21 protein-coding genes and 1 tRNA gene are annotated in these 22,822 nt (G+C 47.8%); 17 read left to right on the forward strand and 5 right to left on the reverse strand.

Features of this window, described 5'->3' with window-relative positions:
* Positions 1 to 184: 184 nt before the first annotated feature.
* The 3 genes from ABN764_RS23390 to ABN764_RS23400 all read left to right on the forward strand — a co-directional run bounded on the left by ABN764_RS23390 (position 185) and on the right by ABN764_RS23400 (position 3,357).
* Entirely contained in the window at positions 185 to 1,345 is a 1,161-nt protein-coding gene (locus ABN764_RS23390; protein WP_446673253.1) for a glycosyl hydrolase family 8, read from the forward strand.
* A 202-nt stretch (positions 1,346 to 1,547) separates the two neighbouring features.
* On the forward strand, positions 1,548 to 2,285 hold the full coding sequence (locus tag ABN764_RS23395; protein WP_036590195.1) for a class I SAM-dependent methyltransferase: 738 nt from the start codon (positions 1,548 to 1,550) through the stop codon (positions 2,283 to 2,285).
* Between the two features lie 94 nt (positions 2,286 to 2,379).
* Positions 2,380 to 3,357: an MBL fold metallo-hydrolase gene (locus ABN764_RS23400; RefSeq protein WP_446673254.1), complete on the forward strand. Its 978-nt coding sequence runs from the start codon at positions 2,380 to 2,382 to the stop codon at positions 3,355 to 3,357.
* A gap of 1 nt (position 3,358) precedes the next feature.
* Here the strand turns inward: ABN764_RS23400 and ABN764_RS23405 are convergent, their stop codons facing one another.
* Positions 3,359 to 3,904, reverse strand: coding sequence for a phosphatidylglycerophosphatase A family protein (locus tag ABN764_RS23405; protein WP_021252348.1), 546 nt, complete (start codon positions 3,902 to 3,904; stop codon positions 3,359 to 3,361).
* A 270-nt stretch (positions 3,905 to 4,174) separates the two neighbouring features.
* Here ABN764_RS23405 and ABN764_RS23410 point away from each other — a divergent pair, with 270 nt between their 5' ends.
* From ABN764_RS23410 to ABN764_RS23425, 4 genes are all read left to right on the forward strand, one after another.
* Entirely contained in the window at positions 4,175 to 5,233 is a 1,059-nt protein-coding gene (locus ABN764_RS23410) for a GerMN domain-containing protein (protein WP_446673255.1), read from the forward strand.
* 81 nt (positions 5,234 to 5,314) lie between these two features.
* Positions 5,315 to 6,100: a ribonuclease PH gene (rph, locus tag ABN764_RS23415; RefSeq protein WP_021252346.1), complete on the forward strand. Its 786-nt coding sequence runs from the start codon at positions 5,315 to 5,317 to the stop codon at positions 6,098 to 6,100.
* On the forward strand, positions 6,084 to 6,743 hold the full coding sequence (locus tag ABN764_RS23420; protein ID WP_446673256.1) for an XTP/dITP diphosphatase: 660 nt from the start codon (positions 6,084 to 6,086) through the stop codon (positions 6,741 to 6,743). The genes rph and ABN764_RS23420 overlap by 17 nt, the downstream gene beginning before the upstream one ends.
* Before the next feature lie 274 nt (positions 6,744 to 7,017).
* Positions 7,018 to 8,325, forward strand: coding sequence for a homocysteine synthase (locus tag ABN764_RS23425; protein ID WP_174808175.1), 1,308 nt, complete (start codon positions 7,018 to 7,020; stop codon positions 8,323 to 8,325).
* Positions 8,326 to 8,425: 100 nt separating this feature from the next.
* Here the strand turns inward: ABN764_RS23425 and asnB are convergent, their stop codons facing one another.
* Positions 8,426 to 10,273 (reverse strand): asparagine synthase (glutamine-hydrolyzing), encoded by a 1,848-nt coding sequence (gene asnB, locus ABN764_RS23430; RefSeq protein ID WP_446673257.1) that lies wholly within the window; start codon positions 10,271 to 10,273, stop codon positions 8,426 to 8,428.
* A gap of 216 nt (positions 10,274 to 10,489) precedes the next feature.
* Here asnB and ABN764_RS23435 point away from each other — a divergent pair, with 216 nt between their 5' ends.
* The 3 genes from ABN764_RS23435 (at position 10,490) to ABN764_RS23445 (ending at position 11,383) form a co-directional block, all read left to right on the forward strand.
* Positions 10,490 to 10,792, forward strand: a complete 303-nt coding sequence (locus ABN764_RS23435; protein WP_021259076.1) for a hypothetical protein — start codon at positions 10,490 to 10,492, stop codon at positions 10,790 to 10,792.
* A gap of 15 nt (positions 10,793 to 10,807) precedes the next feature.
* Positions 10,808 to 11,158, forward strand: a complete 351-nt coding sequence (locus ABN764_RS23440; protein WP_315747169.1) for a carboxypeptidase — start codon at positions 10,808 to 10,810, stop codon at positions 11,156 to 11,158.
* Between the two features lie 96 nt (positions 11,159 to 11,254).
* On the forward strand, positions 11,255 to 11,383 hold the full coding sequence (locus ABN764_RS23445; RefSeq protein ID WP_260612424.1) for a hypothetical protein: 129 nt from the start codon (positions 11,255 to 11,257) through the stop codon (positions 11,381 to 11,383).
* A gap of 175 nt (positions 11,384 to 11,558) precedes the next feature.
* On the opposite strand, the gene ABN764_RS23450 is transcribed toward ABN764_RS23445, so the two are convergent.
* Positions 11,559 to 11,635: transfer RNA gene (locus tag ABN764_RS23450), tRNA-Arg, on the reverse strand.
* Positions 11,636 to 11,893: 258 nt separating this feature from the next.
* On the opposite strand from ABN764_RS23450, the gene ABN764_RS23455 reads away from it, so the two are divergent.
* From ABN764_RS23455 to ispG, 5 genes are all read left to right on the forward strand, one after another.
* Positions 11,894 to 12,844 (forward strand): hypothetical protein, encoded by a 951-nt coding sequence (locus ABN764_RS23455; protein WP_268627301.1) that lies wholly within the window; start codon positions 11,894 to 11,896, stop codon positions 12,842 to 12,844.
* 172 nt (positions 12,845 to 13,016) lie between these two features.
* On the forward strand, positions 13,017 to 14,303 hold the full coding sequence (gene tig / locus ABN764_RS23460) for a trigger factor (protein WP_065292018.1): 1,287 nt from the start codon (positions 13,017 to 13,019) through the stop codon (positions 14,301 to 14,303).
* Positions 14,304 to 14,657: 354 nt separating this feature from the next.
* Positions 14,658 to 15,254 carry an ATP-dependent Clp endopeptidase proteolytic subunit ClpP gene (gene clpP / locus ABN764_RS23465; RefSeq protein WP_021252338.1) on the forward strand — a complete coding sequence of 199 codons (597 nt, stop codon included), beginning with the start codon at positions 14,658 to 14,660 and terminating at the stop codon, positions 15,252 to 15,254.
* A 13-nt stretch (positions 15,255 to 15,267) separates the two neighbouring features.
* The gene (clpX, locus tag ABN764_RS23470; RefSeq protein ID WP_021252337.1) at positions 15,268 to 16,515 is read left to right on the forward strand and encodes an ATP-dependent protease ATP-binding subunit ClpX; all 1,248 of its coding nucleotides are present in this window, start codon (positions 15,268 to 15,270) and stop codon (positions 16,513 to 16,515) included.
* A gap of 43 nt (positions 16,516 to 16,558) precedes the next feature.
* Complete coding sequence (gene ispG / locus ABN764_RS23475) at positions 16,559 to 17,656, forward strand: flavodoxin-dependent (E)-4-hydroxy-3-methylbut-2-enyl-diphosphate synthase (RefSeq protein WP_021252336.1); 1,098 nt, start codon at positions 16,559 to 16,561, stop codon at positions 17,654 to 17,656.
* 116 nt (positions 17,657 to 17,772) lie between these two features.
* Here ispG and ABN764_RS23480 read toward each other — a convergent pair whose 3' ends face one another.
* Both ABN764_RS23480 and ABN764_RS23485 read right to left on the reverse strand, forming a co-directional pair.
* The gene (locus tag ABN764_RS23480; protein ID WP_268627300.1) at positions 17,773 to 18,177 is read right to left on the reverse strand and encodes a bactofilin family protein; all 405 of its coding nucleotides are present in this window, start codon (positions 18,175 to 18,177) and stop codon (positions 17,773 to 17,775) included.
* 27 nt (positions 18,178 to 18,204) lie between these two features.
* Complete coding sequence (locus ABN764_RS23485) at positions 18,205 to 19,266, reverse strand: M23 family metallopeptidase (RefSeq protein WP_268627299.1); 1,062 nt, start codon at positions 19,264 to 19,266, stop codon at positions 18,205 to 18,207.
* A gap of 287 nt (positions 19,267 to 19,553) precedes the next feature.
* On the opposite strand from ABN764_RS23485, the gene ABN764_RS23490 reads away from it, so the two are divergent.
* Together ABN764_RS23490 and lonB are read left to right on the forward strand one after the other, a co-directional pair.
* Complete coding sequence (locus tag ABN764_RS23490) at positions 19,554 to 20,969, forward strand: alanine/glycine:cation symporter family protein (protein ID WP_021252333.1); 1,416 nt, start codon at positions 19,554 to 19,556, stop codon at positions 20,967 to 20,969.
* A gap of 102 nt (positions 20,970 to 21,071) precedes the next feature.
* Complete coding sequence (gene lonB, locus ABN764_RS23495) at positions 21,072 to 22,808, forward strand: ATP-dependent protease LonB (RefSeq protein ID WP_446673258.1); 1,737 nt, start codon at positions 21,072 to 21,074, stop codon at positions 22,806 to 22,808.
* The last annotated feature ends 14 nt before the right edge of the window (positions 22,809 to 22,822 follow it).

Consider the following 22,822-nt stretch of genomic DNA (forward strand, 5'->3'; position numbering starts at 1 on the left):
GATGGATGCATTCATATAATGCCATCTCCTTGGAATGCAAATCGTTCCGTACTGACGATCAGATCTGGGTTCGATTTGAGATAGAGGCTGTCTTTGGAGTGCGCTATTTGCAATCACTGTACTTATATGGAGAGCGATTCAGCGGAGAAGGAAATAACGGAAACTAAGGGAGGAGCCATCTCCAATGAATTTGAAGAGAAATCGATCGATAGGTGTAAAAATCATAGGGGGCGCCTTATTCATTGTATTAATATGGGTTGCTGCGGATATGTGGTATTCAGACACGAAACAGGTTGCTGCTGTTCCTCTGCAGCTAACGGAGCAGCAATCGCCGCTCCTGTTGTTTGTCGCGAAACACATGATGAGCAGCGATGGCGGAATCTTTACGAATTTGCGTGACGACTTGCCCGAGTCAGAGCATCAAGCAGCCAATCATCAGATGCTCTCAGAATCAACAGGGCTGATGATGTTGTATGCAGTACAGATGAACAATCGTAACCTGTTCGATAATCAGCTCGCGTTCTTGCAGCGGCGTCTATTAGCTGAGAAAGGCTACGTCCGCTGGCGCTACTCCCCTAAGCATGAACAGACTGACGTTAATGCGGCGGTCGATGATCTGCGTATTGCTCGGGCACTGCTCGATGCGGATCAATTATGGGGGGTCGAGGAAGCAAGACGGATCGCGAAGGAAATCAGCAAGACGCTGTTGGATGGCAATGTGAGCAAGGACTACATGTTCGACCATTATGATTGGAAGTATAAATCCCGCTCAGACCGTGCAACGATCTCCTATATGGATATTCATACGATGGGAATGCTGGCTGTGTTCGATAAGAAGTGGGAGACGGTTCGGAATAACAGTTTGCAGCTAATGAAGAAGGGCTCGCTTGGGAACGGGTTGTTCAAGACGTACTGGACACCTGATCAAGGTTATTCCTCAACGGGATCCATCAATATGATCGATTCCTTATACACTGCGTTGTACTTGGCGGAAGAAGGCGAGGATGTAAGTGCGACAATCCGATTTCTGAAACAGGAATGGAGCCTCCACAAAGGGAAGATCCCGAGTGTATACGCAGAGGATGGGAGTGTCCGAGAAACCTTTGAATCTCCATCAGTTTATGCGCTTGCTGTTCGGATCCTCCAGCTGAAGAATGAGCATGGACTTGCGGAGCAATTGAAGCGGAGAATGTATGCATTTGCCGTGCAGCGTTCCTCCTCGCCGAATTTCGGCGGTTTCGTTGAAGAGAAGGACAATAGTGCCTTCTCATTCGACCAGCTGCAAGTATTGTTGACGGAAGTCAATCCTGTAGGGAGCAAGAAGAATGAAATCAAGGGAAAGTGAAGTAAACGGAAACGAAATCCACAAGTAGATTCAATGATAGATGAACTGGTTTAGGTTATAGGAAAGGGACTGCCCTGGCAGATAGTCACTTATCTGTTGGGCGGTCCTTTTACATAATAGAAATAGGTAATGCTGTAGGAAACATTGCTTTTAGATCCTAACTCGATACAATGAAATGGAGAAATAAATTGAGGTGACAGGTATGAAAGAATGGTACGAGCGGAGTTTCGGTCGCGACTATTTGGTTGTATATAAACATCGTGATTTTCAAGGGGCCGCACAAGAAGTGCATCGGATGATGAAGTGGCTGGAGCTGCCCGAAGCAGCCTCTGTGCTGGATCTATGCTGTGGGATGGGCAGGCACTCACTGGCGCTCGCGGAAGCTGGGTACAAGGTGACAGGAGTAGATTTGTCTGAGGTGCTTCTACGAGAGGCGGCGAAGTTGGATGAAGAGCATGTCGTAACCTTCTTGGCAGGGGACATGAGAGAGCTGCCAGTGGAGGGGGCGTTTGATGCCGTTGTGAATTTATTTACGTCTTTTGGATATTTCCAAGCAGATGAAGACAACGGCCAGGTATTCCATGAAATTCATCGGGTGCTCCGGCCGGGCGGGCAATTTATTATAGACTTCTTAAATCCGAGCTATGTTATGCAGCATCTGGTTCCAGTATCTGAGCGCCAAGATAAAGGGACATGGATTCAAGAGAAGCGGCATATTGAGAATGGATTCGTGAAGAAGGAAATTACATTGACGGATGAGGGCACAGGGGAACAGCGCCATTATGAGGAGCGTGTTAGACTGTATGAATTAGGCGATTTCCATCATATGATTGAAGAGGCAGGGTTGCAAATGGAGAAGGTATATGGTGGGTATGATGGTTCCTTATACAATGAAGCCGTTTCTTCTCGACTCATCATGGTTGGAACACGTCCGGAGTAAGTCCGAACTAGCAATTGGCAGCGATAACATGGGTGCATTAGACCGGTATAGATGATTAAATGTGACTCAATCTGTGGATGAGGGGGAACAAGTAATGAAGTTGCAGCAGGTGAATGCGAATATTTATGTAGCCAGAATGCCGCTCCCTAACTCACTTCGGTGGGTGAATACCTATTTGCTTCATGGCTCAGCAGGCTGGACTATCATTGATCCGGGGCTTCGTAACAATGAGACAGAGAGTGCATGGGTCAGCTTAATGGGGGAAATGGACATTCATGCTGGCAACACGGCTTCCATTGTGCTGACGCATTACCATCCAGATCATAGCGGGATTGCCGGCTGGCTTCAGCAGCAGTTGTCCTTACCCGTATGGTTGTCGGAAATAGGCTGGAATCACGTTGAGAGACTGTGGGATGGGAGATCTCCTATGACTGTGGACATGCAGCAGTTGTACCGTAAGCATGGGGCGCCGATAGCGGTAGTGGAATCCATCGGAGTTCATATGGATAGCTTCATTCCCCAGGTAACCCCGCTGCCCGAAATATCGTTCATTAGGGATGGAGATTTGGTGACGCTAGGGGATGATGCTTGGCAGGCACTTGAGACAGGAGGGCACGCTCCAGGCCAGATGAGTTTCTATCATGCGGAAGAGCGCATAATATTGTGCGGTGATCACGTTCTGCCGCAAATAACGCCGAATGTCAGCTTCATGCCGAATAGTGATCCCGAGCCACTGCAGTCCTTCCTCATCGGGCTTGAGCGTCTTGCTGCTCTGGATGTAGAACTGGCGCTTCCAGGGCATCGGCATCCATTCCAACATTTCAGGAGTCGTGCGGAAGAGTTAATCCAGCATCATGAAGCACGTCTGCAGGAGATGCAGGACGTGCTCCACAAGCCGATGACAGCCTACGAGCTGTGCTGTGCCAGCTTCGGTACGCTGGAACGTCTAACTGTGCACCAATTCCGCTTTGCAATGGGCGAGACTCTAGCTCATCTCGTCGAACTTCAACGGCGCGGCTTAGCGATGACTACTTCTGCTGCTGGCGAGTTCATGCTGTGGAAGTCATCATAAACTACAAAGATTGCATTTCTTGCTCGCGTTCCGCCTGCTTGCGGTGAGCAATTCGACTGCTTGCCGCAGCGGCAATGGCGCCTACGATATCATCAAGGAACGTATGGATCTGCCCGCTATCCTTATTGTTTAATCGTTCCAAGACTCCTGGCTTCAGTTTATCGACATATCCGTAATTGGTGAATCCGATGCTTCCATATACATTAACAATGGAGAAGGCTAGAATTTCATCCACACCGTACAGTCCCTCGTCATTCTCAATCATTTCCTGCAGCGCAGGTGTGAGCTTGCCCTCTTCTGCCATGATATCAAGCTGGATACCGGTCAGAACCGCATTTTGAACTTCGCGCTTTCGCAGCACCTGCTCCACATTGTAGATACAATAGTCGATTGTCAATTCAGGGAAATATTTTTGTTGCAAGAACATGACCAACTCTGCAATTTCTTCTACGCGAACTCCCCGTTTGCGCAGCCACTCGCGTGTCTCAGCTTCGACTTTCTCACTGTCTAGGCTATACGCCTTGGCAGTATGTTTATGATCTGTCACGGAAGTCACCTCTATCTCTTGTCATCATTCCTATACCTATCATTTTGCACCATTGCATGAGGAAAGTATACGACAATGATATACCCAATCCCTGCTTTCCTTACTCTCTTTCTCTTGTATTTTCTCGTTGCAATATAGAAACCTCGTCATGTTTTGGACAGCCCTCTCGTATATATAGGTGTATGACGAAGGGACGCCTTATGCCGCTTTACATAATAGACAGGCTCCCGCTGATCACACGATAGATGCATAGAGGAGGTTGCTTCGCCTATGGTGCGGACACAATATTTCCGACAAGGTGTACTGGCAGCAGTACTGACGCTGCCCTTGCTATTAACAGCTTGCAATGGCACGAGCGGTGCGATCGATCCGCCGCCAGCAGATGTTGAGGCTAAGATGATGACTGCAGCAGATGGTAAGAGCGAATTAACTGTTAATCCAATGGATGCAGCGCAGCAGCAAGCGAATATGACGATATATGCACAGGATCGCCATGGCTACTTGGCTCCAATATCGTATCAATGGACTTCCGAGGATCCGGCGGTAGTGGCGCAGGCGTCACTGGAGATGCTGGTGAAGGACGGGGTGCATAAGGGAATGCTGCCTCCAGGCTTTACGGCCACGCTGCCGAAGGGGACGAGCTTGAAGGTAACGCTCAAGCCGGAGCAGAGGACTGCATTTGTGGAATTATCGAAGGAGTTTGCCACTTACGACAAGAACGATGAGCGTAAGGTGATGGAGTCTATCACGTGGACGCTTACTTCTCTGCCGAATGTAGATCAGGTGCAATTATGGATGGATTCTAAGAAGCTGTCTGAGATGCCAGTAGACCACACCCCAATGGATACGCCGCTTTCCAGACAATTAGGAATTAATTTAGAGAAGGATTTGTCGGTCAATTATCTGCGCTCCATGCCGGTTACGTTGTATTTTTCCAGTTACAGTGAAGAGGGGAAGGCCTATTTTATTCCTGTGACTAGACTGGTTGAGCCATCATCGGATTCAGTGAGAGCAACACTGGAACAGATGATATCCGGGCCGTTGAATAAGAAAGCGATGAACATGGTCATGACCAAAGAAACGAAAATTAATGATATTACGTCTAATGGCGATACACTAACAGTGGATCTCGCTGATACGATGTTCGAAAAAGGGGATCAAGTTCCAGCAGAATTGGTGAAGGCGGTTGTTCTATCGCTTACTGAACGGCAAGGTGTGAAGAAGGTTCAGTTGAAAATAAACGGCAATATGGATATTCAAGGAACAGACAAGATAAACTATTCGGAGCCGGTCACGCGGCCTGTTGTAAATATGGCTTGGAAAGGATAGATGCTTTTCGCCAAGCTCTTTGGTAGAATAGGGGATGTTACTTTTTACGGACGACAGTGGAAATGTAGGAGGCACTATTAAATGAGAAGCAACGGACGCAAGGCGGATGAACTCCGCCCGGTTACGATTCGAACAAACACAAACAAGTACGCAGAAGGATCTGTATTCATCGAAGTAGGCGACACGAAGGTGCTGTGCACGGCTACGGTTGACGAGAAAGTTCCTCCTTTTATGAAGGGGCAAGGCAAGGGCTGGATTACAGCAGAGTATTCGATGCTCCCACGTGCAACGCAGACACGCAACCAGCGTGAAGCGAACCGGGGCAAGTTAACCGGTCGTACGATGGAAATTCAACGGCTGATTGGTCGGGCTCTACGCTCGGTTGTTGATTTGCATGCATTAGGTGAGAGAACAATTACGCTTGATTGCGACGTTATTCAGGCTGATGGTGGTACACGAACCACTTCCATCACCGGTTCCTTTATTGCGATGGCAATGGCGATTCATAAAGTGGCGAACCAGCATTCATTGAATAAATACCCGATTACAGATTTCCTTGCATCGGTTAGCGTTGGTGTCATTCAAGGAAATACGCTTCTTGACTTGAATTACGAAGAAGATTCTTCAGCGAAGGTCGATATGAATGTTGTGATGACAGGACAAGGCAAGTTCGTTGAAGTACAAGGTACGGGGGAAGAGAGTCCGTTCTCACGTGAAGAGCTTAACCAACTCCTTGCTAGCGCGGAGAAAGGGATCTTGGAGCTTGTTGAGATGCAGAAGGAAGCACTCGGCCCGATTGCAGACAAGATCGCTGCACGGGCAGCATTGGAGCGTGGGGAGGCAGCCGGTCATGCATCTAGCAAGTGATACGATCATTATTGCGACGAGCAACCAAGGCAAGCTGAAGGAATTTCAGCTTGCTTTCGCCTCGCTTGGCAAGCGTGTGCTCAGCATGGCAGACTATCCGCAATTGCCTGAAGTAGTAGAAGACGGAGATACATTCAAGGCAAACGCGCTGAAGAAGGCGCAGGAAGTCGCTGAAGCGATTCAACTTCCTGTTCTTGCTGATGATTCAGGACTTTGTGTGGATCGCTTAGAGGGTGCCCCCGGCGTGTATTCTGCACGATATGCTGGTGGGCATGGCGATACGAAGGCGAACAATGCCAAGCTTCTCGAAGAATTGGAGAAGCTGCCGAAATCTCGTACAGAATATGAGGAGCTGGGAGAAGTAGCAGAGCATGTACGGAGTGCGGCTCAATTCGTCTGCTGCCTCGTGCTGTATGATCCAGCAGAGAAGCGGTATGTCGATGTCACGGGCACATGTGATGGATTCATCATTGATGAAGCGCGTGGAGAGCATGGATTTGGCTACGATCCGCTCTTCTATGTTCCTGCATACGGCAAGACGATGGCGGAGCTGTCTCCAGAGCAGAAGCAGAGCATTAGCCATCGCGGCAACGCGATTCGCAAGCTGCTTGAAGTGATGAAGGCGGAGCAAGCGGAAGTATAGCGGGTAGCCGCAAGATGCATCTTGATCCGCATGCTGAATCCTGATTACTGCATGTTACATAGCTGCATAATGTATGTTCCTCTTGTAGAGAACAAACGCACAGAAGCATTTTTAACCTATTTACAACGGGATAACAAGCATCGGAGGGCACCTGACTACATAGTTAGTTAAGTTGTCCTTTTTTTCATATCAAAATACTCAGGATTTATACTTTCCAACAACGGAAAAATATGAGAAAATAATGTGCAATAAGGCGAAGGAGGATTGGTTGAAGATGAGTAAAGATCCACGTGAATTCGGATTGGAAACTTTAGCTGTGCATGCAGGACAGGAGGTTGACCCGACTACGTTGTCCCGCGCGGTTCCGCTGTATCAGACAACGTCTTACGCGTTCAAGGATACTGATCATGCTGCGGACTTATTTGCTCTGAAGGAATTTGGCAACATTTATACACGGTTGATGAATCCTACAACAGATGTGTTTGAGAAGCGAGTCGCTGCCTTGGAAGGCGGTGCAGCGGCGCTGGCCACTGCCTCTGGTCAGGCTGCGATTACGTACGCTATATTGAATATCGCGGGAGCAGGGGATGAGATTGTCTCTGCGACGAGTCTGTATGGCGGAACGTATAATCTGTTCTCAACAACATTAGCGAAGCTCGGCATTACGGTTAGGTTCGTTGATTCCAGCGATCCGGAAAACTTCCGCAAGGCGATTACGAGCAAGACGAAGGCGCTGTATGCGGAGGTCATCGGCAACCCTAGGGGCGATGTTCTCGATATTGAGGCAGTAGCCGATATCGCACATGATCATGGTATTCCGCTCATCGTAGACAATACATTCCCAAGCCCATTCCTGCTTCGCCCCCTTGAGCATGGTGCGGATATTGTAGTTCATTCCGCAACGAAGTTCATTGGCGGTCATGGCACCTCGATTGGCGGGGTAATCGTAGATGGAGGCAAGTTCGATTGGGCTGCCAATGATAAGTTCCCGGGATTGACAGAACCGGATCCTAGCTATCATGGGGTTGTATATACGGATGCTGTTGGATCAATCGCATACATTATTAAGGCCCGTGTGCAATTGCTGCGCGATATGGGTGCTGCCATTTCTCCATTCAACGCATTCCTGCTTCTTCAAGGGCTAGAGACGCTTCACCTGCGTATGGAGCGCCATAGTGAGAATGCATTGAAGGTTGCTCAGTTCCTTGAAGCACATGAAGGTGTACAGTCGGTCAGCTACAGTGGTTTGTCAAGCCATTCATCTTATGAGCTTGCACAGAAGTATTTGCCGAAGGGCCAGGGTGCCATCTTAACATTTGAGATTAAGGGCGGAATCGAAGCAGGACGCCAAGTGATCAATCACGTCAAGCTCTTCTCTCATCTTGCGAATGTTGGTGATTCGAAGTCGCTCATTATCCATCCTGCCAGCACAACGCATCAGCAATTGAGTGAAGATGAGCAAATTGCTGCAGGTGTAAATCCAGGACTTATTCGTTTATCTATCGGTACGGAATCCATTGACGATATATTATTTGATTTGGATCAGGCGATCCGTGCAAGTCAGCCTGCTGCTGTCAAATAAGAAGCCATAAAAAACAAAGACACACGGGATACGCTGCTGCGTATCCCGTGTGTCTTCTTTTTATTGGATGAAGGAGCTCTTGTGGGCTTCAGGTTTCAGGTTACCATGCTACACGAATGCGGTATTCTCGCAGCCAAGTGTCCATTTGAAGCAAATAAGCAAATAATTGAGGGCCGGACATCAGTTGACCGAACCAAGGAAAGTTCGAGCTCGCTTCCTCGGAGGCTGCGATACTGCGGATTCGCTCCACATTCACAAATTGATGGAGTGGGGATGATGTGTCATCCAGCCGCTCCAATGCAAGACGACGAACGGTATTCAAGTAGTTCGGATTGTGGGTTTTCGGATAAGGGCTCTTCTTGCGGTACAGCACATCTTCCGGCAATACGCCTTCAAGTGCTTTGCGAAGCAGACCCTTCTCTCGCCCACCATATGTCTTAATGCTCCATGGAATGTTGAATACATACTGGACGAGGCGGTGGTCTGTATAAGGTACACGAACTTCTAATCCTACCCCCATGCTCATTCTGTCCTTGCGATCCAGCAAGGTAGGCATGAAGCGGGTAATATTGAGATAGGACATGACCCGCATCTTGGCGGCTTGTGCATCTTCGCCAGGCAGCACAGGGACTTCGCGAACGGCATCTGCATACCGATCGGCTACGTACTGCTCTGCGCGAAGCAAGGAAGCGACTTCAGGCTTCAGGAGGCTGGAACGCAGTGGGGTAGCTAGTGCCCACGGGAAGGTACCGGCATTCAGGGCATCTTCTCGATGGAACCAAGGATATCCGCCGAATACTTCATCGGCCGCCTCGCCGGAGAGAGCGACAGTGGCGCCTTGCTTGATTTCCTTACAGAATAAGAGGAGAGAACCATCAATATCGGTCATGCCTGGCAAATCACGAACCTTCACAGCCTGTTCTAGGGAGGCGACAAGCTCAGGGGTATCGAATTTGATCCAATGATGGGTTGTGCCAAGTTCCTCCACCATACGGTAAATCCAGGGCTCATCGGCATTGGGCTGAAATGCATGGGATTGGAAGTACAGATCGTTATCAACATAATCGACCGAGTACGTATGCACTTGGCCAAGATTATGCCGCTCGTAATGTTGAACGGTAAGGGCCGTCAGCGCACTGGAGTCCAGCCCGCCAGATAACAAGGTGCAGACGGGTACATCAGAGATGAGCTGCCGCTTAACGGTATCCTCCAGCAGCTCACGCACATGTCTAGCTGTCTGCTCGGCGTCCTCTTCATGCGGGATGCTCTCCAGCTTCCAGTAGCAATGAATTCTAAGACCATCCGGACTGTACTTCAAGGTGTGGCCTGGCCGCAGTTCTGATAGCGCTTGGTATATACCGTGTCCCGGGGTTCGAGCGGGACCAATCATCCATAATTCAGCGGCTCCCTCCAGCCCGATAACCGGTTCGATGTCCGGGTGAGCAAGCAATGATTTAGGCTCAGAACCGAATGCGAACCAGCCCTCGCCCTGTGAATAGAACAATGGCTTCACCCCGAGCCGATCACGAGCTATGAACAGATGTCTTTCCGTTTCATCCCATATTGCAAAGGAAAAGATACCGTTAAATCGTTCAACACAAGCCTCTTTCCACTCCAAATAGGCAACAAGCAGCACTTCCGTATCACACTGCGTGACAAATGAATGCCCGCGGCTGATTAATTCCGTTCTTAATTCCATCATATTGTACAGTTCGCCATTATATACAATGGCAAACACCCCTTGCTCCGTGTGCCGAATCATCGGCTGGGCGCCATTCGCGGGATCAATGACAGATAAGCGCCGGTGCCCCAGCGCACATGAACTGGTTAACCATGTTCCCTTCGCATCCGGCCCACGAGAGGATAATGTTGCGGTCATTTGTTCGACAACGCCAGAACATTGGGTCAAATCACGGTTCCAGTCAATCCATCCTGTAATTCCACACATGTTACGTTCATCCTTTCCGCACCAATCTGTCCATCCGGAAGAACGAGCACCGGCATGCTGGAAGATTGAGATAATACCATGGGTATGCGCAAATCGGCATAAGATGTATGTCCATCGGGAGATGATAAAAAAAGCTTCACATATAAGCAGAACTAAAGCTGCATGAAAAGCAGGACTAAAAGAAGCATTGGCTCCAAGGAGAAAAGGAGGGGCTGAATGGAGCGACAACCTTATTATGTATCCGTGCAGCAGCGTTCTGTTGTGGCAGAACAAGATGCAGGGAATTATGAATTCGTTGTCTACGCGAATGAGGCAGAGAGGGACAAGCTGCAAAGGCTGCTGAATGAAGTGGATGACGCTGAGACAGATGGAATGTGGGATAACATCATGTTAGTGACGAACCAAACGAATGATAGGATTAACGTCCCTTATCAGCTCCACTTGAACAGAGTATATGCCTACATATACGCAATCGGGACTTCTGAAACAAAGCGATTTGTGGAGCAAATGTTGAAGTGAGGAGAGATGACCATAATGGAATTTAAAGCTGCAAAATTTCGTCGTCCTGTAGAAATCGAAGGGCGGTTGTGCGCCGAGATTGGCCTCATCCCGGATGATGAGAAGCAGACACCGCTGCTGGCATATGTCGCCCCTGTACGTAATGGCGGCTATGAAATTGTTCGCCTGCTGCACAATGATGCGCATTATGAAGCAGATTGGTATGACAACAATTTGCATAACGCCTTCGAGGAAATTGCTGCGGAGGAATTCATTATAAGCAATAACGAAATCAGCTGCAGTGATCGCGATTCGATTGTTGATGCTGTCTTAGGTTCCACAGAAGTTCGAGCAGCGGTGGATGAGTTGTTTCAATTAGACACGTAATGCTATCCGTTATCATGCAGCGGAAATGGTTCGCTTTCTTATCATCGGCTTCGTGGAAAGAAATGATCAAGGAACGATGAAGGGAGGTGAGAAACGATGTCAGAGCAATTCAAGCAAAACAAGGGCAATAAATATGCCCATCAGAAGAAACATGCGGATGCCGTACTATCGAAAAACTTCAAGCATCCAGGCGAGAAGAACCATTGGGAGTTTCACAATAAGTAAATAAGTAAATAAGTAAGTTCTGTATCAAAAGAGGGCGGCAATTATACAAGGCTCTGCGATAAGCAGAGCCTCTCATGCAGAGGTATTCTGGGATCGATGTGAGTGGGAAAAAAAGCCTCACCAACCAATAAAAGGTTCTGTGAGGCATGTTCATGTATATTAGTAAGCAAATGAATGGCGTCCCAGGAGGGATTCGAACCCCCGACCGACGGCTTAGAAGGCCGTTGCTCTATCCAGCTGAGCTACTGGGACATGAATAAGTTAAATTTAGAACATAAATGATTGTATCAAAGAAATTGACTCTTAGCAATAGGAAAATGAAAAAATATTAATTTACATATCTTTTACAGTTCGAGTATCAGGAAAGCACATATGGTGACCGCGCAGGATAAAGAGTGAATATGATATAATGCATCATATAAGAAGCTCACCTAATTGAGGGAGAACGAGCTGCATACATAGGAGAGATTATCGTAATACATAGGCGCAGTACAGAAAGCAGGTGTTCGTATGACAGAAGATTACAAAGAGCCGGCAAAGAATAATGTCATCCTGTTTCCGAAAACTCATGATTACTACCAAATTGAGCTGACACGGATGCTGGAATCTGAGCGTTACGGCGAAGCAATTGCCCTTCTTCAATTCCTGCTGACATGTGATGGTGAGGACGAACGGATTCGGGAAGAGTGGGACGCGCTGCTGCAATGGCTCGTGTCGGCGTTCCCGGAGGCAGAACGTGCTGCTCGTGATTTGAATATGGCTGAGGGAATAGCCAGTTGGCCGGAGTCCACACCGGAAGAGGAGACTGAAGAGACCGAACAAGATATCCTGCGACGCCAATTCCAGCAGAAGCTGAATGCGGACGGACAATATACAGAGCGATTGTTTGCTACCCTTGTAGAGGGAGAGATGGATGACCGCAAGCTCCTTATTCTTGAGCAGCTTGCAGCAGCAGAAGATCCGGGTGTTGATGAAGCTTTGGCTAAACTGCTCAAAGAGGAGAACCTTAACTCCTTGCTTCAATTCGGAATTCTTCAAGTTATGAAGAGACGGGGAATGCATGGAGAAATCCGCTTCCCTCGCGGGCAGGAGTCGCTGGTCGTACAAATAGAGGATACTCCGCTTGATAATTCGGGGTTCCCAGAGGCCGCCAAGGCACCAGCGGTGCGTGTGAACGAGGCTGCTTCTGTAAGAGAGCCTTCTCTCGCTTATTTTGCTCAGGAGATATGGCAGCAGTATTTGAAGCATATATACGGTTCTCCATCCTATGAACAGTTGTGCGGGCATGGGCAAGAGGATTCGAACGCTTGGGCGGCGGCGCTGCATTTCATCGTGGCTCGAATGCTGCGTGTCGACGAAGAAGTGGAAGTGAAGCAGCTGTACGGTATCACGAATGAACTGCGTGTGCAATATGAGCTAGCGCTCCGATCCTTAAATCGATCATTGCGCGTACAGTCATAGGATCTGAGGCTAAGCAATGAACGGTCGATAGCGCTTTCGTAGAAGGCCGAATGTGGGAATGACGCCCTCCTTGAAAAAGTTATCGTAGTCGGCTATACTAAAATGGTTATTCTGGACGTGTTATGTTAGGTACACTCTAGCCATGATCTTTTTTTGGAGGGGAAGGCATAAAATGAAAGCAACTTGGGAAAAAATAGAGAAGAACATTGGGGTATTGGAAGTAGAGGTTAATGAAGATCGCGTAGCAGAAGGATTGGACTTGGCATTCAAAAAAGTGTCCAAGCGTGTTAACGTTCCTGGCTTCCGCAAAGGTCGCGTACCTCGCCCAATTTTCGAAGCAAAATATGGTGTTGAAAGCTTGTATCAAGATGCGATTGACATCATCTTGGGCGAAGTTTACACACAAGCTGTAAAAGAAACAAACATCCAACCGGTTGATCAGCCGGAAATCGAAGTTGAACAATTTGCAAAAGGCAAAACGTTCAAGTTCAAAGCAAAAGTAACAGTTAAACCTGAAGTGAAGCTTGGCGACTACAAAGGTCTTGAAGTGGAAGCTAAGGAAGCTGAAGTTACTGAAGAAGAGCTTGACGCTGAATTGAAGCGTCTGCAAGAGCGTCATGCTGAACTCGTTATCGTTGACGAAGAAACAGCACAAAAAGGCGACAGCGTTGTTATGGACTTCGAAGGATTCGTTGATGGCGAAGCATTTGAAGGCGGCAAAGGCGAGCGCTACACATTGGAGCTTGGCTCTAACACGTTCATTCCTGGATTCGAAGATCAATTGGTTGGCCTTGGAACAGGCGACTTCAAAGATGTTGAAGTTACATTCCCTGAGCACTACCATGCAGAGAACTTGGCTGGCAAGCCTGCAACATTCAAAGTGAAAGTTCATGAAATCAAGCGCAAGCAGCTTCCACAGCTTGATGATGAGTTCGCTAAAGATGTTAGCGAGTTCGAAACTTTGGATGAGTACAAAGCTGATCTTACAAAACAGTTGAAAGAGCGCAAAGGACGCGAACTGGAAGCAGCTCGTGAAGCTGAGCTCGTTGAAAAAGCATCTGCAAATGCAGAAGTAGAAATTCCACGTGCGATGATCGAGACTGAAATTCAGCACATGGTTAAAGACTTGGACAACCGTCTTCGCATGCAAGGCATGAACATGGATATGTTCTTGACATTGTCTGGCCAAACGATTGCAGACTTGCGCGAGCAAATGCAACAAGAGGCTGACAAGCGTGTGAAAAACAACCTCGTTCTTGAGCAAATCGCGAAAGAAGAGAACATCACAATTTCCGAAGAAGAGCTGCAAGAAGAGCTTGATAAAATGGCAGCTTCTTACCAACGTTCTGCGGACGAAATCCGCTCCATCTTGGAGAAGAACGGCACGATTGAAAACTTGCGTGAAGAGGCAGCTCTTCGCAAAACAGTTAAGTTCATTGTGGACAACAGCAAGAATTAATTGCATATCGGCTGCAACTGCATCATGCATGTGAGAGCGGCGTAACAGGATAAGGCACGTTACTTTTTAAGGGCGTGCCTTATTTTTTACCACCTGTCTGGTGAAAGTTTGCTGGATTGTAAGTTCTTGATTTACTACATAACGTTTCACCACCCAGCAATTGGGTGTACATAATCAGTATGTAACATATTAGGCGATTCCGACCCGCGAGAAGTCACGAATATAGAGCTTATTTGCAGGGATTACGGGCATTTGCCGCACATAGAATAATGGTAATCGGTGTAAAAATGACACCACGTTCAGAAAATGTTAGAATAGAAATGTAAAGCTATGTAAAGAAAAGAGGTCGGTACCATGAATTTAATCCCGATGGTCATCGAACAGACAAATCGCGGCGAACGCTCTTATGATATTTACTCGCGTCTGCTGAAAGATCGCATTATCTTTCTGGGCAGCGCCATCGATGATGACGTAGCGAACAGCGTCATTGCGCAGTTGTTGTTCCTTCAAGCAGATGATCCAGAGAAGGACATTTTCTTGTATATCAACTCACCGGGCGGTTCAGTTACGGCCGGCATGGCAATTTACGATACGATGCAGCATATCAAACCTGACGTATCTACAATCTGCGTAGGCTTGGCTGCAAGTATGGGTTCGCTCTTGCTGACGGCTGGGGCGCCAGGCAAGCGTATTGCTCTGCCGAACAGTGAGATCATGATTCACCAGCCGCTGGGTGGCGTGCGCGGTCAAGCGTCCGACATTAAGATTCATGCGGACTGGATCTTGAAGACAAGACATAAGCTGAACCAAATATATGTGGATCGCACAGGTCAGCCGATTGAGAAGATTGAACGCGATACGGATCGTGACAACTTCATGAGCGCTGATGAAGCGAAAGAATACGGTCTTGTTGACCAAGTTTTACATCCGGCAAGCCCGGGGCTCAAGTAAGGGGGGACACCGATTGTTTAAATTTAATGATGAGAAGGGGCAATTGAAGTGCTCGTTCTGCGGCAAGTCGCAGGAGCAAGTACGCAAGTTGGTTGCCGGTCCTGGCGTATATATATGTGACGAGTGCATCGAGCTGTGCAATGAGATTGTAGAGGAAGAGCTCGGTCACGAAGAGGAAGTTGATCTGAAGGATATACCGAAGCCGAAGGAAATTCGTGCGATTCTGGATCAATATGTCATTGGTCAAGAAATAGCGAAAAAGTCGTTGTCCGTAGCGGTATATAACCACTACAAACGGATTAACACCCAGAACAAGATTGAGGATGTTGAGCTGCAGAAGAGTAACATCTTGCTTGTGGGGCCTACTGGTTCCGGTAAGACACTCTTGGCGCAGACCATGGCTAAAATCTTGAACGTGCCATTCGCAATTGCGGATGCCACATCGCTTACAGAAGCAGGTTATGTGGGCGAAGATGTTGAAAATATTCTGCTGAAGCTGATCCAAGCGGCAGACTATGACGTAGAGAAGGCGGAACGCGGTATTATTTACATCGATGAAATCGATAAAGTAGCTCGCAAATCCGAGAATCCTTCGATTACACGCGATGTATCTGGCGAAGGGGTACAGCAGGCATTGCTGAAAATTTTGGAAGGAACCGTTGCTTCTGTTCCACCGCAAGGTGGCCGTAAGCATCCTCACCAAGAATTTATTCAAATTGATACGACGAACATCTTGTTCATTTGCGGCGGTGCGTTTGACGGACTCGAGCAAATTATCAAGCGTCGTGTAGGGAAGAAAATTATTGGCTTCAATGCTGATGGTGGTCAGAAGGATTTGAAGCCTGGCGAATACTTGACGATGACACTTCCGGAGGATTTGCTGAAATTCGGACTTATTCCTGAATTTGTTGGGCGTCTTCCAGTCATCTCGACGTTGGAGCCGCTTGATGAGCATACATTGGTTCGTATCTTGAGTGAGCCGAAGAATGCGCTGACGAAGCAGTACCAGAAATTGCTTGAGATGGACAATGTGAAGCTTGACTTCGAGTCTGGTGCACTGGAAGCCATTGCTCGCGAAGCGATCAAGCGCAACACTGGAGCGCGTGGATTGCGTGCCATCATCGAGGGCATTATGCTTGACGTGATGTATGAAGTGCCATCGCGCGATGATGTAACAACATGTGTCATTACGGAGCAAGTAGTAAAAGAACGAATGATTCCGGAACTGACGACAGATAAGAAACAAGAGGAAAGCGCCTAATAGGCGCTTTTCCGTCCGTTTCCGACATGGGAGAGAATGTATCATGTATTTGCGACATCAGACTAGAGCTGTAAAAGTGGGCGATGTAACGATTGGCGGCAACAATGAGGTTGTCATTCAGAGCATGTGCACGACGAAGACGGCAGATGTAGAAGCCACTGTTGCGGAAATTCATCGACTTGAAGAAGCTGGATGCCAGCTTGTTCGGGTTACGGTCAACAATGAGGAAGCAGCGGATGCGATTAAGGAGATTAAGAAGCGTATCTCGATTCCGCTCGTTGCTGACATTCACTTTGACTACAGGCTCGCTTTGAAGGCGATTGAGAACGGTATTGACAAGGTTCGGATCAATCCGGGCAATATTGGGCGCCGTGAGAAAGTGGAAGCAGTCGTGAAGGCGTGCAAAGAGCGCGGCATTCCGATTCGAATCGGTGTTAATGCAGGATCGCTGGAGAACCACCTGCTCGAGAAGTATGGATATCCAACGCCAGAGGCGATGGTCGAAAGTGCCCTATTCCATATCGGAATCTTAGAAGAACTTGATTTCCACGATATTATTGTCTCGTTGAAGGCATCAGATGTGCCTATGGCCATCGCTGCTTATACAAAGGCTGCTGAGGTAATTCCGTACCCGCTTCACTTAGGGATTACAGAAGCTGGAACACTGTTCTCAGGGACGATTAAGAGTGCGGCAGGGCTCGGAGCCTTGTTATCACTTGGAATTGGCTCGACGGTTCGTGTCAGCTTGAGTGCGGATCCAGTAGAAGAAGTGAAGGTTGCGCGTGAGATGCTGAAGTGTTTCGGCTTGATTTCTAATGCAGCTACACTTGTATCATGTCCAACATGCGGTCGACTTGACATCGATTTATTCTCGATTGCGAACGAAGTAGAGGAGTATATCTCCAAAGTGAAAGTTCCAATTAAGGTATCGGTGCTTGGTTGTGCGGTAAACGGTCCGGGCGAGGCTCGTGAAGCGGATATCGGCATCGCTGGAGCTCGTGGTGAAGGGCTGTTGTTCCGCTACGGAGAAATGATTCGTAAAGTACCGGAGGCAGAGCTTGTCTCTGAGTTGAAGAAGGAAATCGACCATATCGTCGCTGAATATGAGCGTACGGGTCAGATTCCAGGGCGTAAGCACTAATCGAAATATAAGAAGCTATCTTGTTATCGTATGATACAAGAACACCCACATGCAGCAGTGGCGCATGTGGGTGTTTTTTTTTGTCTGTATCCAAGTTTCTAATTCAATGATCTCGTTCATGTGTCAGACGAGTTAGTAACCTCAGCGATAGGAGCATTGGTTAGTGAGGGAACATTTTGCTGCATTTTGCTGTTTCCATTAAATTTGCCGCCTTCTTTGATAATGAAGGATTGGCACAATACATTGCCTTCCAATCTGCCAGAGCTCTCGATGATGACACTTTCTGTGACGTTGACATCACCTTGCATGAACCCTGCGATAACTAGGCTGGAAGCTTGAATATGGGAATAGGCTTTGCCCGACTCTCCAATAATTACGTTCTGACTGCAATGAACATCACCAGTAATGGTTCCCTCGATCCGTAGGTCAGTTTCGCATACAAGCTTTCCTTCAAATGTAGTAGCCTGTCCAATTAAGGTGTCGGTTCCGCTAATTTTTTTGCCAGAGGATTTGGCGAACATATCGTGCTCCTTTCTTATATAAAAATCTTATTCAGGAGTGTTTACATAAGTCATTGGATCAATAGGCTGTCCGTTCTTACGAATTTCGAAATGTAGATGAGGTCCTGTGCTCCGACCTGTTGTACCGATTTTGCCAATTAGTGTCCCTTTTTTCACCGAATCTCCGCTGGCCACAACTCTCTCGCTTAGGTGCAAGTAACGTGTAGTAAGTCCGCTGCCATGATTCACGATGATATAATTCCCCTTCAGCTCATCCCTGTCGGAATCAATGACGACCCCTTCGGCAGTAGCGTAGACCGGATCGCCTGTATCTCCGCCTATATCTAATCCAGCATGGAATGCTTCATTGCGTTGAAACGGATCACTGCGTTCTCCGAAAAGAGAGGTGATTCGTGTGCTACCTGTTGGCCATAAGGTTGGAGTAGCGTTCAACTGCTGCTGGAAGGCTTCGGCATTCTTTAATAGAGGAGGCATTGTTCGCTCCCAATCCTGCCACTTCTTATTCATATGATGGAGCTGCTTATTCGCGTTCTCCCATGCTTCAAGTGGTGAGACAGGCTTTTGGTCGCTGCTGTTCACTTCTGTAGCGGCAGAACGAAGCGTCGACAACTTAGATGCAGGAAGCATAATATACTCACCACCTAGCGGCAAAGGCAAGGATGCCGTGTCGCGCTTGGTTGACATAGAATTGGGCTTACCCGTGCCAGGTGATAGCTTGCTATTCTTTGGAGGGTTAGCGCCAGATGGGACTTGTAAATAGGATTGCAATTGCTGTTCCCATTGTGAGATTCTGTCCATTTTCTGTTTCATATCGTTGGAAGAAGCGGTAATAATGGATAATTGCTTGTCCATCTCTGCTAACAGTTGATTCTTCTCCTGCAGTTCAAGCTGTAATTGTTCATGACGAGCAACAATATCATGCATGGTAAATCGTTGAATGACTAACGATAAAAGTAATGCGCTAATCCCGCCAATGACAATAAACATGACAAGTTTAACCACAACAGTTGGAATACTGTATTGAATAACTGGCCGATTTGGTCCTCGCATGAGCATCCACGTCCAGTGGCGATCGTTTGATTTCGTCATAATTCAAGGATTCCTCCTTAACGACACAAAGGTAAAATAAGCTAGAAACGTTTACATAACATTCCTATTGTACATGATTTTCGGTGAAAAGTAAGTAGATAATGCAACGATTCGACATAAAAATCGGTTTGTGTCGAATAACGAAAAGGTAAATTTTATCACAAATTGAAAAATGATAAAAAACATTTTGCCATTGCCTGCGATTTAGGCTACAATCAGATAGTACGTGTTAGCAAAGTTAACATATAGCGTGCAACAGGACTAGACAATAAGAGAGGTGCGATATATTGATCGATCAAATTCAGGATTGGATCGGAAAGTTTAATGATTTGTGGTATTTGATGCTTATATTTGTCCTGATAACAGCAGGATTATATTTTTCATTCCGAACAGGCTTCGTGCAGCTTTCCGCGATTAAAGAAACATTCCGTCTTATGTTGGGGCGGGATAAAGGAAAGTCTTCCGGTGAGAAACAAGGCGTTTCCTCCTTCCAGGCATTCGCAATGAGTACGGCCTCGCGTGTTGGTACGGGGAATTTGGCCGGAGTCGCTATTGCCATTTCGTTAGGTGGCCCTGGCGCTGTATTCTGGATGTGGATGATTGCCATTATTGGCGCGGCTTCGGGGTTCGTCGAATCCACATTGGCACAAGTGTATAAAGTGCGCGATGGCAAGGATTTCAGAGGCGGCCCAGCTTACTATATGGAACGGGCGTTGAACGCACGCTGGCTAGGCATTATTTTTGCAGTCCTCATTATTTTCAGTTTCGGATTCGTTTTTAATTCTGTACAGGCCAACACAGCAAGTGCTGCATTCCAGGATATATTTAACTTGGATCCGATTTGGATGGGGGTTATCTTGGCAGTTCTTGTCATCCCGACGATATTCGGTGGGGTTCAGCGGGTTGCTAAGGTTTCTGCGACTGTAGTTCCGATCATGGCGCTAGCCTATATAGCGATTGCCTTGTTCGTCATGTTCGTGAATTTTAGAGAAATTCCGGGCGTGTTTGCTTCTATTATTCAAAATGCCTTTGGATTTGGAGAGGCGCTGGCTGGCGGCGTAGGCGCAGCGGTGATGAACGGGATTAAACGCGGTCTGTTCTCGAACGAGGCCGGAATGGGTAGTGCTCCCAATGCGGCGGCGACAGCCCATGTTAGTCATCCAGTCAAGCAAGGTTTGATCCAGTCGTTTGGGGTATTCGTCGATACATTGCTTGTTTGTTCGTCAACAGCGTTCATTATCCTGTTCTCCGGGATTTCAACGACGGGCGAGCAGAACGGCATTCGATTGACTCAACATGCGCTTGCGGCTCAGGTTGGAGATTGGGCGCACATTTTTATTGGCTTAGCTGTCTTTTTATTCGCATTTACTTCGCTGATTGGAAACTACTATTACGGTCAAAGCAACATCGAATTCATTACGAAGAAAAAGGGTTGGATGCTTGCCTATCGACTAGGTGTCATAGCGATGGTTCTCTTCGGTTCTGTTGCGAAGATGACCCTAGTATGGAATTTGGCAGACTTGTTCATGGGCTTCATGGCGTTTATTAATCTCATTTCCATTATGCTGCTTGGTAAAGTGGCATTTGCGGCTTTGAAAGATTATATGGGTCAGCGTAAGCGTGGCGAGGAGCCAGTCTTCTATGCAGATTCTGTTCCAGGACTGAAGCATGCAGAATGTTGGGAAAGAAATAATAACTCATAATCACATACGCTTATAATGCATCCGGCAAAGGGTAATACTACCAAGTAGTAAACTTTGCCGGATTTTTTTGTCCTTGCGAGGGCGTTATGGGAGGATGAAACGATGAATTTAAGCGTAATATTGATGCTGATCAATGCGTTCTTTGCCGTAGTTATTGGCATATACTTCTGGAATCTGCTGCGCAGTCAGAAAGGAAATCGCACAGCTGTTGATCGAGAATCGCGCAAGGAGATGGATAAGCTGCGCAAGCTAAGGTCTATTTCCCTGACGAAGCCGCTAGCAGAGAAGACAAGACCTGCGATCATGAGTGATATTGTTGGGCAGAAAGATGGATTGAAGGCGCTCAAAGCTGCTTTGTGCAGTTCGAACCCGCAGCATGTGATCATCTATGGCCCACCAGGCGTAGGTAAGACGGCTGCTGCGAGAGTAGTGCTGGAGGAAGCGAAGAAGAATGCAAGCTCGCCATTTACAATGGAATCCAAGTTCACTGAAATCGATGCGACGACAGCAAGATTTGATGAACGTGGCATCGCCGACCCATTAATAGGCTCGGTTCATGATCCAATTTATCAAGGTGCTGGTGCGATGGGAGTCGCTGGGATTCCACAGCCGAAGCCGGGAGCGGTGACGAAGGCACATGGGGGCATGCTGTTTATTGATGAGATTGGTGAGCTTCATCCGATACAGATGAATAAACTGTTGAAGGTACTTGAAGATCGTAAAGTATTTTTGGAGAGCGCTTATTACAATTCGGAAGACTCGAATGTACCTTCGTATATTCACGATATTTTTCAAAATGGATTGCCTGCGGACTTCAGGCTTGTGGGAGCGACGACCCGTTCTTCCCAAGAACTCCCGCCAGCGCTTCGTTCACGTTGTATGGAAATCTACTTCAGGCCGCTGCTTCCTGATGAAATCGGAGCTATTGCAGAAAATGGGCTGAAGAAAATTGGCTTCCCGCACTCGCCAGAAGCGGTAGATATGGTGAAAAAGTATGCGACCAATGGGCGTGAGGCGGTGAATATTGTCCAACTGTCGGCTGGACTGGTGATGTCAGAAGGGCGGACATCGATTGATGCGGCTGATGTAGAATGGGTTGCCAACAGCAGCCAGATTGCTCCGCGTCCTGATCGCAAAGTTCCCGCAGAACCACAGGTTGGTCTCGTGAATGGCTTGGCTGTGTACGGTCCTAGCATGGGAGCTCTGCTGGAAATTGAAGTGAGTGCGATCCGCGTGAAGAGTGGGCACGGCAAGTATACAATTACGGGTGTTGTCGAGGAAGAAGAGCTGGGCGGTGGAAGCCGAACGCTGCGCCGCAAGAGTATGGCGAAGGGGTCTATTGAGAACGTATTGACCGTGCTTCGCAGCCTGGGACATGAGACATCCAACTTCGATTTGCACATTAACTTCCCAGGCGGATCGCCAGTAGATGGTCCATCCGCGGGCATGGCAATGGCGATAGCCATCGCATCAGCATTGAATGGATGGCCTGTGGACAATAAGCTTGCGATGACAGGTGAAATCAGTCTTCATGGGCGCATTAAGCCGGTCGGCGGCGTACTTGCCAAGGTGGAAGCGGCTTTTCAAGCAGGAGCAACTCGCGTGCTTATTCCGAAGGAGAATTGGCAGGATATCTTCGCAGGCTTGGATGGAGTGCAAGTCATACCCGTCGAACACATTGAGGAAGGCTTCCAACATGCATTCGGCAGTGAATGGAAGGGAGATGCACAGCATAAGCCGCAACCGTTCGAACGTGCCGCGGGCACCTCGCTGCCGTTGCTGCATGCAGAAGGATCGGAGAAGAATAGCAGTTCTTCTGATGGGAGCAGCTATAGCTGATCGGCCTGTGGAAA

The sequence above is a fragment of the Paenibacillus wuxiensis genome (genome assembly GCF_040195695.1).
Classification (GTDB): Bacteria; Bacillota; Bacilli; order Paenibacillales; family Paenibacillaceae; genus Paenibacillus_B; species Paenibacillus_B suaedae.